This is a genomic window from Tolypothrix campylonemoides VB511288_2 (assembly GCF_045999855.1).
Lineage (GTDB): Bacteria > Cyanobacteriota > Cyanobacteriia > Cyanobacteriales > Nostocaceae > Scytonema > Scytonema bouteillei_A.
In genome coordinates, this window is record NZ_JBFPMW010000001.1 from 132,823 (window position 1) to 147,136 (window position 14,314).

Here is a 14,314-nt window from a genome sequence, read left to right on the forward strand (position 1 = left end):
ACTCATCTTACGGTGTTGTCGGGGTATCGCTAGGTTTTTATGGAATAAACGTGGTGTTTAATAGCTTGTAGACGACGGGTTTGCCAACTTTTACTTGTAGTTTCATCACGCACTACTGAACTACTAGGAAGTTGAAAATCAAAATTTTGGAAAGCCCAAAGAATTTGCTGTCCTGTAGTACGGTACACAACACCATTCTCACGTAGTAGAATCTCGCGGTTAATCATTAAGTCGTTAACTTTATTAAATACTTTAAATAGTGAAATATGCCAAGTGTTCGGTTTATCGAAATCACCACGCACGCTGCCATAGTTAAAGCTGATTTGCTCGGTTTTGATATCCCAAAATACATACCACATCATTCGGTAAGCCAAACCACGGAAAAAAGTGTCATCGGGATCGACTCCTGCTTTCTGTAAAGTTAGGGTATCGAAGTCAGTCAGACAATCCATCCATAAGGGCAAATAATTCAGCTTGGCGAGAAGATTTGGACCCGTGCGATGGATTCCGAATACTCCAATGTCTTCTCCACAGTAGCGGTAGCCAATTTTTTGCATTTCTGCCATCAATTTTAAGTGGGCATGGTACTGTGAAAGAATGGCTGCAGCTGGTTCTTTTGCAGGACGTTGGGTAAATAGTTGCTGATTGTTGTTTGTAGCTGGCTCTCTGGCACTACTATCTGCAAGTTGGATAAAGTGGAATTTATCGCTAGAGAGATTGGTTGAACTATCTAAGAAAATAGCTTCAAGCCCTATTTCATCATGTGCTTGCTTCCAACGCTTAAGCCAGTATTCTCGTATAACTGGATCTCGTAAATTGAGTACGGCGAAAACTGGCGTGTAGTGATCGGCTTCAATAGCATTGGACGGATTGCGAACAAAAGGATCTTGCGATCGCTCTATGGCTTCCATTATCGATCCTTCTTTCGGTAAATAATCAAGACGATTTTTTACACCATTGCGATCCCATTGTTTGAGACCAAAAGTGGATAAAGCTGTATTACCCCACATCTGAACTATGGCACCACCAGCTTTTGTTTTATTACAAAAATTCCGCAAATTTTCTTCACCAACTGAATCTGCAACCTTCAGGTCAATCGTGCATGCCATATTCCCGACCCCAAAGGTATTCATATTATTTTGGAAATGGTTTGCTAAAGCAACCATTTTGACACCACTGGCTAGTAGTTTTGGCAGTGCCACTTCGGTATAACGTTTTAAATTGGCATTATCCCATTGTTCGATCAGCGCGTAAGTTGTTATTCGTTCGCGACGCATACCTATGTCAGCGTGCAGTGTTTCGTGTACTAGTTCTCTTACTGCTTCATAGGCATTGGTTTGCTCAACGCGATCCAGTTTGCCTGGGGACCACAACACCTCCATCGGTGAGGTAACTAATTCTTGACCCAGATCGCTACAGTGTTGGTGCCAGTGTATAATTTCATCAATACCACGCGGTTTTTCAAATAGCGAACGGATATGACTGGCTTTCGTTGCCCAAGTGACTAACGTACCGGATGGTCCTGATGTAAAGGTAAAGCCTTGTAAAGCTGTTTGCAGTGGTACAAATTGAAAGACACTGGGATTTTTAGCAGAAGGCAGATACCATTCAGTAGAGTAAAATTCTTCTACTGAATGAATGGACGCAATAGAAGGTGCAAAAGAGTTACGCATCCAAAACTCATTACCTACTGCACGACCATCCAGTTCCCAAGTAGCTCGATCGAGTATTTTGTAAATAGGAATGCTTTGGCTTTGGTAGCGATATTGATAACTCAAGCCTGTGTATTTGCGATCGCCTATGTTACGTGTAACCGGACGAATTTCTAACCATAAAGCAGTATCAGTGGCTTTTTGTGGTTCAGCAGCCCAATCGGATGTGTTGTAGCGGTTCCGAACAGTATGGAGCATCCACTCCATCAGACCACCTTCACGGTAATGCATGGAGAATTTTAGCTGAACTAAATTATTTGTAATATTTTGTTGTGCAATCGTATAATTGTAAAGACTTACTGCGCTAGGATTACAAATTTCAACGAACATTGGTCTTCTTCCACTTCGCAATAAGACATTTTCAGCCTTGATTTGACCAATACCAAGAAATTCATCATTATGCGTGACTAGTTCTAGTGAGATACCATTAGCCAATGCGATCGGTTGTCTGAATGACACTGCTGTTTCTTCTGAAGGCTTTACAGGCGAAGCCATTGTCTGCCTGCCCCGATTCAAGATTCCCACGATACCGCCAACAACTCCTGAAAGTGTTCCCAGCAAAAACTTACGGCGGTTAGCATCCTTCATACAACGTCTATTATTCGGCTAGTCTTTTGCTTGAGTATAACCGAATACTTTATCTTTTTTGATAAAGAAAATTGGAGTTGGGCAGTGTATATAAAATTAAGTTAAAAATGCATTACTTAAGTAAATCTTCTTTGAGACAGACGAAGTTAAATTTGATTAATTTGGTGTTTTAATAATTTTAATGACATGGACTTGCAAAAATATTATTTATATGCAGAAGATAAATTCAAACAATTGTTCTTCAGCCTATCTAATTTTCCAATTCTAAAGTCAAGTCTATATTTTATAATTTTGAACAATTTCCGGATTGAAACAGTAAATTTTTTTGACCGCTTCCGAATCTCCAGAAGATAACCAAAAGACGTAGTAGCACTGGTCATTTTAGGACAGAAAGGAAGTATTTGCATTATGTTGTACTTGCAGCATTACTTATAGAAAAAGAAATCGATTGATTATTTAAATATCCTGCTTTTAACCAAGAATATTAACTGGTCACAGGTTAGGGGTCATTGTTAATAGCAGGTCTACCATTAGGCATAAATTCAGAATTTTCATTCTCCAGAAAGAGCAATCCACGCCATTTTGTTAGATACATTTCTTGCAGTGCATAAAATTCTTGCAACTTCTTTTGTCAACTTACGCCTAAAGTCTTTTGCAAGGTAGTCTAATACGTTACAGAGGATACTCATGACTAACAAACTAGTAGACAACATCATTCCACAACAGCCCCCCATTGACTCACAGTCTGATGTTCATGTTCTCAAGTCTCGTTTGGAATGGGGCGAACCTGCTTTCACAATTTTAGATGTGCGCGATCGCAACGCCTTCAACCAAGGTCACATCATGGGTGCGATGCCCTTCCCTCAAAACGAGTTGGTAGACCGTGCAGAATCCATAGCAAAAAGCCGTGATATCTACGTTTACGGTGAAAGTGACGAACAGACTGCTCAAGCGGCACAACAATTAAGAAGCGCTGGTTTTGTACACGTATCTGAACTCAAAGGCGGTTTGGCTGCATGGAAAGCAGTTGGAGGTCCTACTGAAGGAATTATCGAATCCAGAACACCTGCTGGTGCAGATGACTATAACGTTGTAGATCGTTTGAAGAATCACGCAGAAACCCAGCAAAAAGGGTAGTCCTAACGGTGACCAGTAACCCTGGTCACTGTAACAACACCCTAATGTTCAAACACATCCTTAAATTGCAGTAAATCTAAAGAAACTATAGTTGGCAAACACTCAAAACATTCTAGGGCGATTGCATACCGTTCTTCACGTTTGAGCATATCGACGAGTTTTTGCCGCGCACCTATTAAATAACGTACATCATTAGCAGCATAATTCAGTTGTGCTTCTGATAGATTGGCAGCATTTCCCCAATCAGAACTTTGAGAGCTTTTGTCTAATTCTACTTTTTCCAACTCTTGCACCAAATCCTTCAGCCCGTGACGTTGGGTATAAGTACGTGCTAACTTACTGGCTATCTTAGTACAAAAAACGGGTTGGATATAAATGCCTAAGCTATAACGTATCGTCGCCAGATCGAAACGTGCAAAGTGAAATATTTTAAGGACGTTTGTCGCTTCCAACAGCTTTTTTAAGTTAGGAGCCTCTGTTTGTCCCTTAGCAATACGGATTGCAGTCACTCTACCATCTTTGTTGCATAATTGGACAAGACATAAGCGATCGCGTTGTGGAAGTAACCCCATCGTTTCGGTATCTACAGCAATTTCATCGTTTTGTAGATAATGGGATAAAGTAGCGTCAGTGAGGTCGCGATCGCAAACCTGAAAATCTTCCATGAATTATCAGCAGTTAGGTTAGACATCTATATTATCTAATGGCTAATAGCTAATAGTTAAGAGAGTTTTGACCATTAGCAATTAACCATTAGCCGTTAGCAATTTTAATTTATCTCATGCGAATAAAAATCTGTGTCAGGTACACTTCACCATCGCTGTTAGTAGCGACACCAATACCCGTCAGATTGTAATTCCCCTTAATATTCTTTAGATGTGCGGGGCTTTTCAGCCAACTTGTCACAGCTTCCTTAACCGGATCGTTGTAGCCTTGGTTAAAAGCGAGATTTTCTGATGCGCTTCTGTAGCGAAGGGGAATAGCATCAACTCTTCTTCTAAACCCTTGGTGACTGAATGGGGCTTTGCGTCTAGCCATATTTTGACTGTGAATCCTAGCTTGTCGAGTAATTCTTGGATTTAAAGTCAGCTTTCGCAAACCCTTAGAAACCCGGTACCGATTAATTTGGTCAAAAACTGATTTTTCCAAATCAGTTGTTTTAAAGGTAGAGAATGATTTAACCTGGCTTGATGGAATTGATACCGATTTACTTTGGGTTGCTTTTTGTTTGGAAGAGTAACCCGCTAGTAAACTCGTTGGTAATCCACTGGCAAGGACAAGCATACTTAAAGCAATGCCAAAAGCAGTTTGTCGAAACATGGAGTGTTAAATAACGTATAAGTTTAAGAGACACAATCCCTGATTTTTTGTTTCTTGAGATACCAGTATGGTTTATGGTAACCAGCAAGTTAGGAAATATTTACATATTCCAAAAGCTTCGTCAAGAGCCGCTTAATATAATTCAAGTTAATTTTTAAAACAAACACAGCTAAAATCTCGATTTGATTTTTAAAAAAAACTTAGGATTGCTGTGGATTAATTGTTGACAAAAAACCATCTTAATAAATTAAAAAATGTAAAGACGTGCTACGGCTCACTAAATCCCCTAATGAATTAGGTGACTTTTGAGTATCTTAGCCCCCTTTTTAAGGCTACGGTGGTGTATACAAGTCTTATATAGTGCATTCTGGCAGTTTCGATCCCCCCTAGCCTAAAAAAGGGGGGAATTGGAATCAACTTTCCCTGTTATCCGGTTGTTTCATATTTTTTCTACAGATCTGTATACCACCGTAGCTTTTTAAGGGAGGCTAGGCGTCTCCTCTGGGGTTGGGGGGCAGATGGGGGAATCTATAAGAGTTTGAAAACACTCCCTAGGGGCGATCGTGCAGAAAATCTGATACTTCTCGGACATCCTCATGTGGGATTGAAGTACTTAGCTACGGCTTGTACATCTTTATCCCCGCGTCCGGAAGAGTTAATAACTATCTTGGGACTTCCGCTAAGTTGGGGACACAGGGTTTCTAAATAAGCAAAAGCGTGGGCTGTTTCTAAAGCGGGAATAATTCCTTCCAAGCGTGAAAGCCTTTGAAAAGCAGCCAAAGCTTCTTCGTCAGTCACGCTGTAATATTCAGCACGCCCTATATCCTTCAGGTAGCTGTGTTCCGGACCGACACCCGGATAATCTAATCCAGCACTAATTGAATGAGCTTCAACCACTTGTCCATCTTCACTTTGCAAAAGGTAGCTCATAGCTCCGTGTAATACACCAATTCGTCCTTTTGTCAAGGTTGCTGCGTGTTTGTCAGTGTTAACTCCTTCTCCAGCAGCTTCTACACCAATTAACCGCACGGAAGGTTCGTCTACAAACTCATAGAACAAACCCATGGCATTGGAACCACCTCCCACACAAGCGATCGCAATATCGGGCAAACCACCCCACTTTTCTAGTGCTTGAGCGCGAGTTTCCTGTCCAATCACTTTGTGAAAATCGCGTACAATCATGGGGTATGGGTGAGGACCTGCAACAGAACCCAAAATGTAGTGGGTTGTTTCCACATTTGTGACCCAATCGCGGATAGCTTCAGAAGTGGCATCTTTTAAAGTACCAGTTCCTGCTGACACCGGGCGAACCTCTGCGCCCATCAAACGCATTCTAAAAACATTCAAAGCTTGACGTTCCATGTCGTGAACGCCCATGTAAATAACGCATTGCAACCCAAAACGAGCGCAAACAGTAGCCGTTGCTACTCCGTGTTGTCCGGCACCCGTTTCTGCAATGATTCTCTGTTTGCCCATACGCTTTGCCAGCAAGACCTGACCCAAAGCGTTATTAATTTTGTGAGCACCAGTATGATTTAAATCCTCACGCTTTAAATAAATTTGGGGTCCAGTGCCATCTGGTTTTGCGTAATGTGTACTAAGGCGTTCGGCAAAATATAATGGTGTTGCACGCCCTACATAATCTTGCAGCAACTGTTGCAGTTCTGCCTGAAAAGCAGGGTCATTGCGATACTGCTGATACGCTGCTTCCAACTCAGAAAGAGCTGGCATCAACGTTTCAGGAACATACTTACCACCAAAGCGACCAAAGCGTCCTAGTGCATCAGGAAGTTGAGTAGATGATTGAGAACCCGAAGGTAGGGGAGTAGTAGTCACGGACAAGCTAGAATTACGGAACGACCACAATTATACTAAGACTGCCGATACGGTTTCTCTTAATACTCATTGCCTGTTAGTGGTTCTTTACAAAGTTAACTTTATGCCTTCATCATCAAATCGTAACAACCCTGAAAACCGCTTCGTGTACCAAGAGTTTGGGAATGGTAACTCTGCTGCTTTTGAAAGAGCAACCCCCGACTTGCCACCAGAAAAGCAAAATGTGCGCGTACAAGCAACTCGCGCTGGGCGTAAAGGTAAGACCGTGACTGTGATTACTGGCTTTCAAACAAATCAAGAAACTTTACAAGCTTTACTCAAGCAGTTAAAAACCCAGTGCGGTACGGGTGGCACTATAAAAGAAAATGAACTGGAAATTCAAGGCGACCACAAGCAGAAAATTCTTGAGCTTTTAATTAAGCTTGGTTACAAAGCCAAGATCAGTGGTGGTTAGGACGGTTTACCACACTAGCTTAACCTGATGCTTTAAAAAATAAATGCTATTGTTGATGAGTATACAAATCCTGCTCATTTTAAGACTTACAGGAGGGAGCAATGGATTTAGTTAGGATACTTTGTGCTGTTTTTTTACCGCCGCTTGGAGTGTTCCTACAAGTTGGTATTGGTAAAGATTTTTGGATAAACTTGCTGCTTACTATTTTTGGATTTTATATTCTTGGGCTTGTTCATGCAATCTGGGTGATTGCGAGAAGGGATTAATTTACATAAACTGAATTGTTTTAAGTCACTTATAGGAATCCTAGTTGATTTTTCAAATATACGTAGGTAGTTGCTCTGGAACATAACAGCCTTATTGGTTGGTATTTCCCAGTTGTCTGTCGCAAAAGTTTTGATAGGCTGTCAAAACTTCGCACACCTGGTTCCCAGGTGACAGCCGATCAAAATTAATGGGACAGACCACTACAGTACTTAAAATTTTTTCATCAATGGTTTAAAATGCCTAAAATTAGCCCAAAATTGATTTGAGGGCTAATTTTTTCTTTTAGAGCATCAATTCGATAAGTAACTATTAAGAACGGATAAAAAAGCTTATAATATAAGCTTTTGCGCCTTCTGCCACGCAACTTGCTAGAGCGCGGGAAACCCGCCTACACGACTGGCCTCACGGCCTGCGCGGACTTGATAGAAAGTCCACGTAGGTGGACTTTGTTTGTATAGACGCGATTTTAATCGCTTCGTTTGTATAAACCCGATTTCAATAGCAAACGTGTTTTTTCCAAATTGGGATCTCCCCTTGCTATAGCCTGTGGAACCCTTTTGGGTATCTCCTATGTGCAAACCACACGCTATGCGATGCCAACCTATACCCGTACTATACGCTATCAGCACTGGTTTCACCGTCTATCGCAGTGGCTCCTCTGACGAGCAGACTTTGCTTTTTTATACCAATCACTGCTTGCTGGTTGCTGGTGATTTTATTTTGTAAATTGTTACTGCAAATACTTTTTTTTAAAGTCTTTAATTACAGAATACTTCTATCTTCAGAGTTTGTTTGAGCAACAAGCCAACCTCAATCTGTACTCCACAGTCCAAACACCCAGTACGGCATGGTTTAGGAAAAGTGTTTGGAAAAAGGTTTTAGAAAGCCGAGTCGATAATCTTTTGCGCCTTCTAACTTCTGCTTTTACGTACCAGTCAATAACATCGATCGCTTGTGGCTCATTTTTGAAGTTTTGCATTATACCACAAAGCTGCCTTGACTCGTGTAGCTAATTTTATAATTATGCAGGTTTTATTGTAGCCAGTTTCTTTGTTAGAGAAACTACGAAAGCACCTTGTAATATCAATGCAAATAGTCATATGCTTGTATAGGCTTGCAAAGTCAAAGACCACATAATTCTGGCGCGTCGAAGGGTCTTACTTTAGGTAAGTTAAGCAGTGCTAGCACTTAGTCTCTGTTTATTCCCAGTTGATGACATCATCAGAATATCGAGGTGGCTACCATTACTTTTTCTCGCTCAACTGAATAATCGGTGACTGACAATTAAATATACACTCTTTCAAGATCTGAAATAACCAGACTTGAGTCATGAATTTGCCCTTAAAGTGGCACTTTCCTTAGAGTTACCACCTATAGCAAAAGGAAATGTGATTATGTCAATGGTGAATAGTTCCATAATTCCTTTTAAAACCGTAGGTTTTGAAAATCCTGTAATTCCCAGTAGCAGCTTGAGTTATCAGATGCTCAGTGGTTGAACTATATGCAATTTTAATAGTCTTGTGCCTGTCAACCCGTAGTTGAGACTTTAATACTAGCGTCTAATCGCGGCTCAAGCTATTATCGCAACCAAAATTTATAGATTCACCAAAATCCGATTAATTAACGTCTTGTACCGTCTGGGTTACAGAAGTTGATTTTAATAATCTCCGTTTCACTGCAAAAGCAACACTAGTCTTAGATAGTGAGATTTTCGCAGGGCAAATATCATCATACCTTTCTGCTAACCCTACAGTGGAACTCAACTCTTTTCCTGCTTGAGTTCTAGCTTGAGATGCGACAGAACCTTATGAATGTGAGTACGTAACTCTATATTGCCTGTAAAAAATCTCTCGATTCTCAAGCGAGCGGGGAGTATGAATCCTTTTACCTCACTCATCTTCCTATTCAAAGGTGATAAGTGAAGAGTCCGTATGGCTCAAGATTGGAGTGAAACGTCAAGTCAAGTAACTATCTCGTTTGAAGTTCTCATCTTAAAGCTTTAAACTTCGGTTGCTCTACACAATTCCAGATACAACTGTTACTAAGTCAAAGGATTGAGGATAAAACATTTAATCCATATTATGTATAATTTAGTACTGATTTTTTGGAACAACTTTTTGTACTGCTTTTGCATTCACACTCTTACCATTGTCCTAAAGACTATGCTGACAGCAAAAATTCGCTGTTAAAGATTCATCTTGGTATGAAAGTTTGATGTATAGTTACGGACGCCAAAAAAGGCAGTACCACTCCCAAATAGATGTACTCTTTATACTAATAAAATGACTTAGTACTGAACCTTGAAAGGACTGTAGTATTTTGTTGTTGCAGGTGATGAAAATGCTTTTACAAACAAACAAAAAACAGCCTATTGTCCCCACAGAGTCTAAGTCGCCTTTGCTCACACTCTCTCAAGCTCAAGCGCTCTGCGGACTTTCTCTACAAGCCCTATACGATGCGATTTTCGAGGGAAGGCTACGAGCCAGGATGATTGGTAAAGATTGGAAAATTAGAAGTAGCGATTTAAAAGAATATATCTCTACCTTTAATAGGAATCGGTAAGCAGTTATAGATGAGCAGTAACCAGTGACCGACAATCAGTAACCCGCGCTCGGATAGGGTACTCACTGCTTTCACCATTCCTTATTTCTCAGTCTTGATTTTTGCGTGCAGCTAAGTACTCGTACATTTGCCAGCGTGCATTTACCTCAGCTTGCGCCTCTTCTAGCAAGCGTTTGGCGAGGGCTGGTTTGTTCTTAGTGAGCATCTTGAAACGATTTTCTTGATACATCGAGCCTTCCACCGACTGTTTGGGCGATCGCATATCCAATTGCAACGGATTTTGACCCTGTTTTTGCAAATCGGGATTGTATCGATAAAGCAGCCAACGACCTGATTCCACCAAAACTTTTTGGTGATTCATAGCTGTTACCATATCGATCCCGTGGGCTATACAGTGGCTGTACGCAATAATCAACGATGGACCGTCATAAGCTTCTGCTTCTAAAAATGCTTTGAGGGTATGTTCCGCCTTCGCGCCCATCGCTACGCTTGCTACATAAACATTTCCATAGGTCATGGCAATCAAGCCCAAGTCTTTTTTCGCAGCGGGCTTACCACTAGAAGCAAACTTAGCAACTGCACCTTTGGGAGTGGCTTTAGAAGATTGTCCGCCTGTATTGGAATATACCTCTGTATCCATGACTAAGATATTGACATTGCGACCGCTAGCAAGTACGTGATCGAGTCCGCCAAAGTCAATGTCATACGCCCATCCATCACCACCAACAATCCAAACACTTTTCTTGACTAAATAATCAACTAGTGCTGCTAGCTGTTTTACTTCGGCAATGGGAAAATCAGACATCGAAGAGTGTGTTTTAATTAACTGATGTAGCAAAGATTTGAGACGTTCGACTCGCTGCCGTTGTTGATAAATATCTGCCTCTGACTTTTGCTGTGCAGTTAAAATAGATTGAACCAAATCGTTAGGAATTAATGGTTCAACTTCTCCATTGCCGATTTCGTGTTTTGTATTTCCTAATTTTTTCAGCAGTTCGGTTGCAAATTCAGCCTGCTTATCCAAAGATAAGCGAAAGCCAAAACCAAATTCAGCATTATCTTCAAATAAACTATTTGACCAAGCAGGACCTCTCCCTTCATTATTTGTTGTCCATGGAGTGGTAGGTAAGTTTCCACCGTAGATTGAAGAACAACCCGTAGCGTTAGCGATCGCAGCCCGATCCCCAAACAGCTGTGTTAGCAATTTTAAATACGGTGTTTCACCACAACCAGCACAAGCCCCTGAAAATTCAAATAACGGTTGTTGCAGTTGTTGTTGGCGGATTTGTGTAAGTTTAAGCTGTCGGCGATCGGGATCTGGCAAAGTTAAAAAGAAGTACCAGTTTTCCCGTTCTTGCTCCCGTAAAGGCAATTGTGGCTCCATATTGATTGCCTTGCGTTCTGGGAGAACTTTATTTTTTGCAGGACAAATATCCACACAAATTTGACAACCCGTACAATCTTCTGGCGCGACTTGAATTGTAAACTTTTGTTCTGCAAAATCTTTATCTTTTGCATTGGCAAATTTAAAATTCGCCGGAGCTTTATCCAAAGCATTTGCTTGATAAACTTTACTCCGAATTGCTCCATGAGGGCAAACCATAACGCACTTACTACACTGCACGCAAATGCTGGAGTCCCAAACAGGAATCTCTTGTGCAACATTGCGCTTTTCCCACTTGGCAGTACCTGTAGGATAAGTCCCATCAGGAGGAAATGCGCTTACAGGCAGTTCATCACCCTGCCACAACATAATTTTTCCTAAAACTTCCCGCACGAATTCGGGAGCAGTTGGGAGAGGGGGAGAAGGGGGGAGGGGGAGAAGGGGGGAGGGGGAGAAGGGGGGAGGGGGAGAAAGCTCTGTTTTGTCTTCTTTGTCCCAAAAAACTTTATGCAAGTTTTCTAAAGTCCGATCCACAGCCTCTAGGTTCATGCGAACGACTTCTGTTCCTTTCTTACCATAAGTCTTTTCGATCGCTTGCTTAATTTTAGCGATCGCTTGTTCTTGTGGCAAAACACCTGCAAGTGCAAAAAAACAGACTTGCATGATGGTGTTGATCCTTCCACCCATGCCACTTTCACGAGCGACTTTGTTCGCATTAATAACGTAAAACTTTAACTGCTTGCTAATAATTTGCTCTTGTACTTTCTCTGGGAGATGTTCCCAGACAGTATAAGGATCGTGAGGGCTGTTCAACAAAAATATTGCTCCAAACGCAGCATTTTTTAAAACATCAATACGTTCTAAAAAAAACCACTGATGGCAACCAATAAAGTTGGCTTTCTCAATCAGATAAGTTGAACGAATGAGTTGGGACCCGAAACGCAAATGCGAAACAGTGATGGAGCCAGATTTCTTTGAGTCGTAGACAAAATAGCCCTGGGCATAATTATCGGTTTCTTCACCAATAATCTTAATTGAGTTTTTATTTGCTCCTACGGTTCCATCAGACCCCAACCCATAGAACATTGCTCGTACTACACTGTCTGGTTCAATAGAGAAGTTAGGGTCATGGGTGAGGGAGGTATGACTTATATCGTCATGAATGCCCACAGTAAAGTGGTTTTTCGGTGTTGTTTGGGCAAGATTTTCAAAAATTGCCCAAACCATTGCTGGGGTAAATTCTTTGGAAGAAAGACCGTAACGACCGCTAATGACTTTAGGTAGGGGTGAAATCCTTCCACTACCTCTGGCGTCCCACATTTCATGGAGGGCAGTTACTATATCTAAATATAAAGGTTCGCCAACACTACCTGGTTCTTTTGTACGGTCAAGAACTGCGATCGCTTTCACAGTTGCAGGTAGTACGTCTACAAATCGTTTGGCATCGAAAGGACGGTACAGCCTAACTTTAACAACACCAAATTTTTCACCACGAGCATTCAAATAATCCACTGTCTCATGCACTGTTTCACAACCAGAGCCCATGAGAACGATAATATACTCGGCATTGGATGCACCGTAGTATTCAAAAATGCGATAATAGCGTCCCGTGCGTTCTCCAAATCGATCCATCACTCGTTGGACAATATCGGGACAAGTGCTGTAATAAGGGTTAATACTTTCGCGGGATTGAAAATAGATATCGGGGTTTTGAGCAGTTCCCCGCAAAACGGGACGATCCGGAGTCAAAGCACGATTGCGATGGGCAAGGATCGATTCAAGATCGATAATGGCTTTTAAGTCACTATCGTTTAATAGCTGCACTTTTTGAATTTCATGGGAAGTTCGGAAGCCGTCAAAAAAGTGCATAAATGGCACTCGCGTCCGAAGGGTAGCAGCTTGTGCAATTAGAGCAAAGTCATGGCTCTCCTGTACTGAAGCCGAACACAAAAGGGCAAAACCGGTTGCACGAGCAGCCATGACATCACTGTGGTCGCCAAAAATTGACAGGGCGTGAGTTGCTAAAGCACGAGCAGCAACATGAATCACAGCACTTGTTAATTCACCTGCAATTTTATATAGATTGGGAATCATCAACAGCAATCCCTGCGATGATGTGAATGTCGTTGTCAGGGAGCCTGTTTGTAATGCTCCATGAACAGACGCCGCAGCTCCACCTTCGCTTTGCATCTCAATCACGCTCGGAACAGTACCCCATAAATTGGGACGTCCTTCAGATGACCAGGTATCAGCCCATTCCCCCATTGCAGAGGAGGGAGTAATGGGATAAATAGCAATCACTTCATTTATGCGGTAAGCAACACGGGTAACAGCTTCATTACCGTCTATGGTTGCAAAATTTGTATTCATACTCCTCCTGCTTTGATTGCTACTATCTCCTAAATTTTTCACATTCTTTGTACGCTATTAACTAATAAGTCATTACAGAAAATAATTAGCTTTTAGCAGTTTCAAAATGTGATATGTATTAAACTAATGCTCTAATTCATACATTAATGAAATTAACATTTGTATGAGTGTGCTTGGGCACTAGGTAGGGCTTAGCATAGCTCTCAATTAAACTTTTATATCACTTATTATCTCACCCTAGGAAGAAGATTTATTTGTTTGAATTACTTGTGTACTCAAATTTTAAAAATCTCATTGAGTAAGGGTTTTAGACAATTTTGTTATTTTTTAGGGGTATAGGTGCGGGATTTAATAATTGGTTTTTACGATTCTAAAACTCTTGAACTTGCATAACCTTGCTAAGCCTAGTAAGTAGAGAGGCGCAAAAAAATGAAGTATACAACGAAAAGTAAAATTGCCTAAAAAACTCGTTCCTTCAGCATAGCTACCCTCTGCCATCTGCCTTATCATGACGACAATTTTTAACACTAACCTACTTATATGAAGGGAGAAGTAGAAGCCACTGTGATGGACGGATTCTACAGGGAATGGCACGAAGAAAAGGCAGAGGGCAAAAGGACGGAGAAGATAAAACGGTATCAAGTTTTAAGTTTGTTAATCGTCACTACCATAATTTTTTACATT

Annotated in this window: 11 protein-coding genes; 5 read left to right on the forward strand and 6 right to left on the reverse strand. The window is 41.2% G+C overall.

All coding sequences use genetic code 11. The features are described 5' to 3' along the window. Nucleotides 1-29: 29 nt before the first annotated feature. The gene (locus AB0756_RS00600; RefSeq protein WP_038085117.1) at nucleotides 30-2,300 is read right to left on the reverse strand and encodes a hypothetical protein; all 2,271 of its coding nucleotides are present in this window, start codon (nucleotides 2,298-2,300) and stop codon (nucleotides 30-32) included. A gap of 687 nt (nucleotides 2,301-2,987) precedes the next feature. Here AB0756_RS00600 and AB0756_RS00605 point away from each other — a divergent pair. Further along, nucleotides 2,988-3,437, forward strand: coding sequence for a rhodanese-like domain-containing protein (locus tag AB0756_RS00605; RefSeq protein ID WP_038085115.1), 450 nt, complete (start codon nucleotides 2,988-2,990; stop codon nucleotides 3,435-3,437). 41 nt (nucleotides 3,438-3,478) lie between these two features. On the opposite strand, the gene AB0756_RS00610 is transcribed toward AB0756_RS00605, so the two are convergent. From AB0756_RS00610 to trpB, 3 genes are all read right to left on the reverse strand, one after another. Continuing rightward, nucleotides 3,479-4,102: a ribonuclease H-like domain-containing protein gene (locus tag AB0756_RS00610; RefSeq protein ID WP_038085113.1), complete on the reverse strand. Its 624-nt coding sequence runs from the start codon at nucleotides 4,100-4,102 to the stop codon at nucleotides 3,479-3,481. A 109-nt stretch (nucleotides 4,103-4,211) separates the two neighbouring features. Then, on the reverse strand, nucleotides 4,212-4,757 hold the full coding sequence (locus AB0756_RS00615) for a CAP domain-containing protein (RefSeq protein ID WP_038085111.1): 546 nt from the start codon (nucleotides 4,755-4,757) through the stop codon (nucleotides 4,212-4,214). A 594-nt stretch (nucleotides 4,758-5,351) separates the two neighbouring features. Next, nucleotides 5,352-6,593 (reverse strand): tryptophan synthase subunit beta, encoded by a 1,242-nt coding sequence (gene trpB, locus AB0756_RS00620; RefSeq protein WP_038085192.1) that lies wholly within the window; start codon nucleotides 6,591-6,593, stop codon nucleotides 5,352-5,354. Nucleotides 6,594-6,696: 103 nt separating this feature from the next. Between trpB and AB0756_RS00625 the strand changes: the two genes are divergently transcribed. The 3 genes from AB0756_RS00625 (at nucleotide 6,697) to AB0756_RS00635 (ending at nucleotide 8,040) form a co-directional block, all read left to right on the forward strand. Further along, complete coding sequence (locus AB0756_RS00625) at nucleotides 6,697-7,047, forward strand: translation initiation factor (RefSeq protein ID WP_038085109.1); 351 nt, start codon at nucleotides 6,697-6,699, stop codon at nucleotides 7,045-7,047. Between the two features lie 101 nt (nucleotides 7,048-7,148). Then, nucleotides 7,149-7,313: a YqaE/Pmp3 family membrane protein gene (locus tag AB0756_RS00630; RefSeq protein ID WP_038085107.1), complete on the forward strand. Its 165-nt coding sequence runs from the start codon at nucleotides 7,149-7,151 to the stop codon at nucleotides 7,311-7,313. Between the two features lie 589 nt (nucleotides 7,314-7,902). Continuing rightward, entirely contained in the window at nucleotides 7,903-8,040 is a 138-nt protein-coding gene (locus AB0756_RS00635) for a hypothetical protein (protein WP_408019816.1), read from the forward strand. Between the two features lie 55 nt (nucleotides 8,041-8,095). On the opposite strand, the gene AB0756_RS00640 is transcribed toward AB0756_RS00635, so the two are convergent. Beyond that, complete coding sequence (locus AB0756_RS00640) at nucleotides 8,096-8,293, reverse strand: hypothetical protein (RefSeq protein ID WP_237266034.1); 198 nt, start codon at nucleotides 8,291-8,293, stop codon at nucleotides 8,096-8,098. 1,361 nt (nucleotides 8,294-9,654) lie between these two features. Between AB0756_RS00640 and AB0756_RS00645 the strand changes: the two genes are divergently transcribed. Beyond that, entirely contained in the window at nucleotides 9,655-9,876 is a 222-nt protein-coding gene (locus tag AB0756_RS00645; RefSeq protein ID WP_050045502.1) for a helix-turn-helix domain-containing protein, read from the forward strand. 88 nt (nucleotides 9,877-9,964) lie between these two features. On the opposite strand, the gene nifJ is transcribed toward AB0756_RS00645, so the two are convergent. Next, nucleotides 9,965-13,630, reverse strand: a complete 3,666-nt coding sequence (nifJ, locus tag AB0756_RS00650; protein ID WP_050045503.1) for a pyruvate:ferredoxin (flavodoxin) oxidoreductase — start codon at nucleotides 13,628-13,630, stop codon at nucleotides 9,965-9,967. Between the last annotated feature and the right edge of the window lie 684 nt (nucleotides 13,631-14,314).

What these genes read in the sequence shown, in the direction of transcription:
- AB0756_RS00610 (WP_038085113.1), bottom strand. Translation starts at nt 4,102, where the DNA reads ATGGAAGATTTTCAGGTTTGCGATCGCGACCTCACTGACGCTACTTTA.
- AB0756_RS00615 (WP_038085111.1), bottom strand. Translation starts at nt 4,757, where the DNA reads ATGTTTCGACAAACTGCTTTTGGCATTGCTTTAAGTATGCTTGTCCTT.
- AB0756_RS00625 (WP_038085109.1), top strand. Translation starts at nt 6,697, where the DNA reads ATGCCTTCATCATCAAATCGTAACAACCCTGAAAACCGCTTCGTGTAC.
- AB0756_RS00630 (WP_038085107.1), top strand. Translation starts at nt 7,149, where the DNA reads ATGGATTTAGTTAGGATACTTTGTGCTGTTTTTTTACCGCCGCTTGGA.
- AB0756_RS00635 (WP_408019816.1), top strand. Translation starts at nt 7,903, where the DNA reads ATGCGATGCCAACCTATACCCGTACTATACGCTATCAGCACTGGTTTC.
- AB0756_RS00600 (WP_038085117.1), bottom strand. Translation starts at nt 2,300, where the DNA reads ATGAAGGATGCTAACCGCCGTAAGTTTTTGCTGGGAACACTTTCAGGA.
- AB0756_RS00605 (WP_038085115.1), top strand. Translation starts at nt 2,988, where the DNA reads ATGACTAACAAACTAGTAGACAACATCATTCCACAACAGCCCCCCATT.
- AB0756_RS00645 (WP_050045502.1), top strand. Translation starts at nt 9,655, where the DNA reads ATGCTTTTACAAACAAACAAAAAACAGCCTATTGTCCCCACAGAGTCT.
- AB0756_RS00640 (WP_237266034.1), bottom strand. Translation starts at nt 8,293, where the DNA reads ATGCAAAACTTCAAAAATGAGCCACAAGCGATCGATGTTATTGACTGG.
- nifJ (WP_050045503.1), bottom strand. Translation starts at nt 13,630, where the DNA reads ATGAATACAAATTTTGCAACCATAGACGGTAATGAAGCTGTTACCCGT.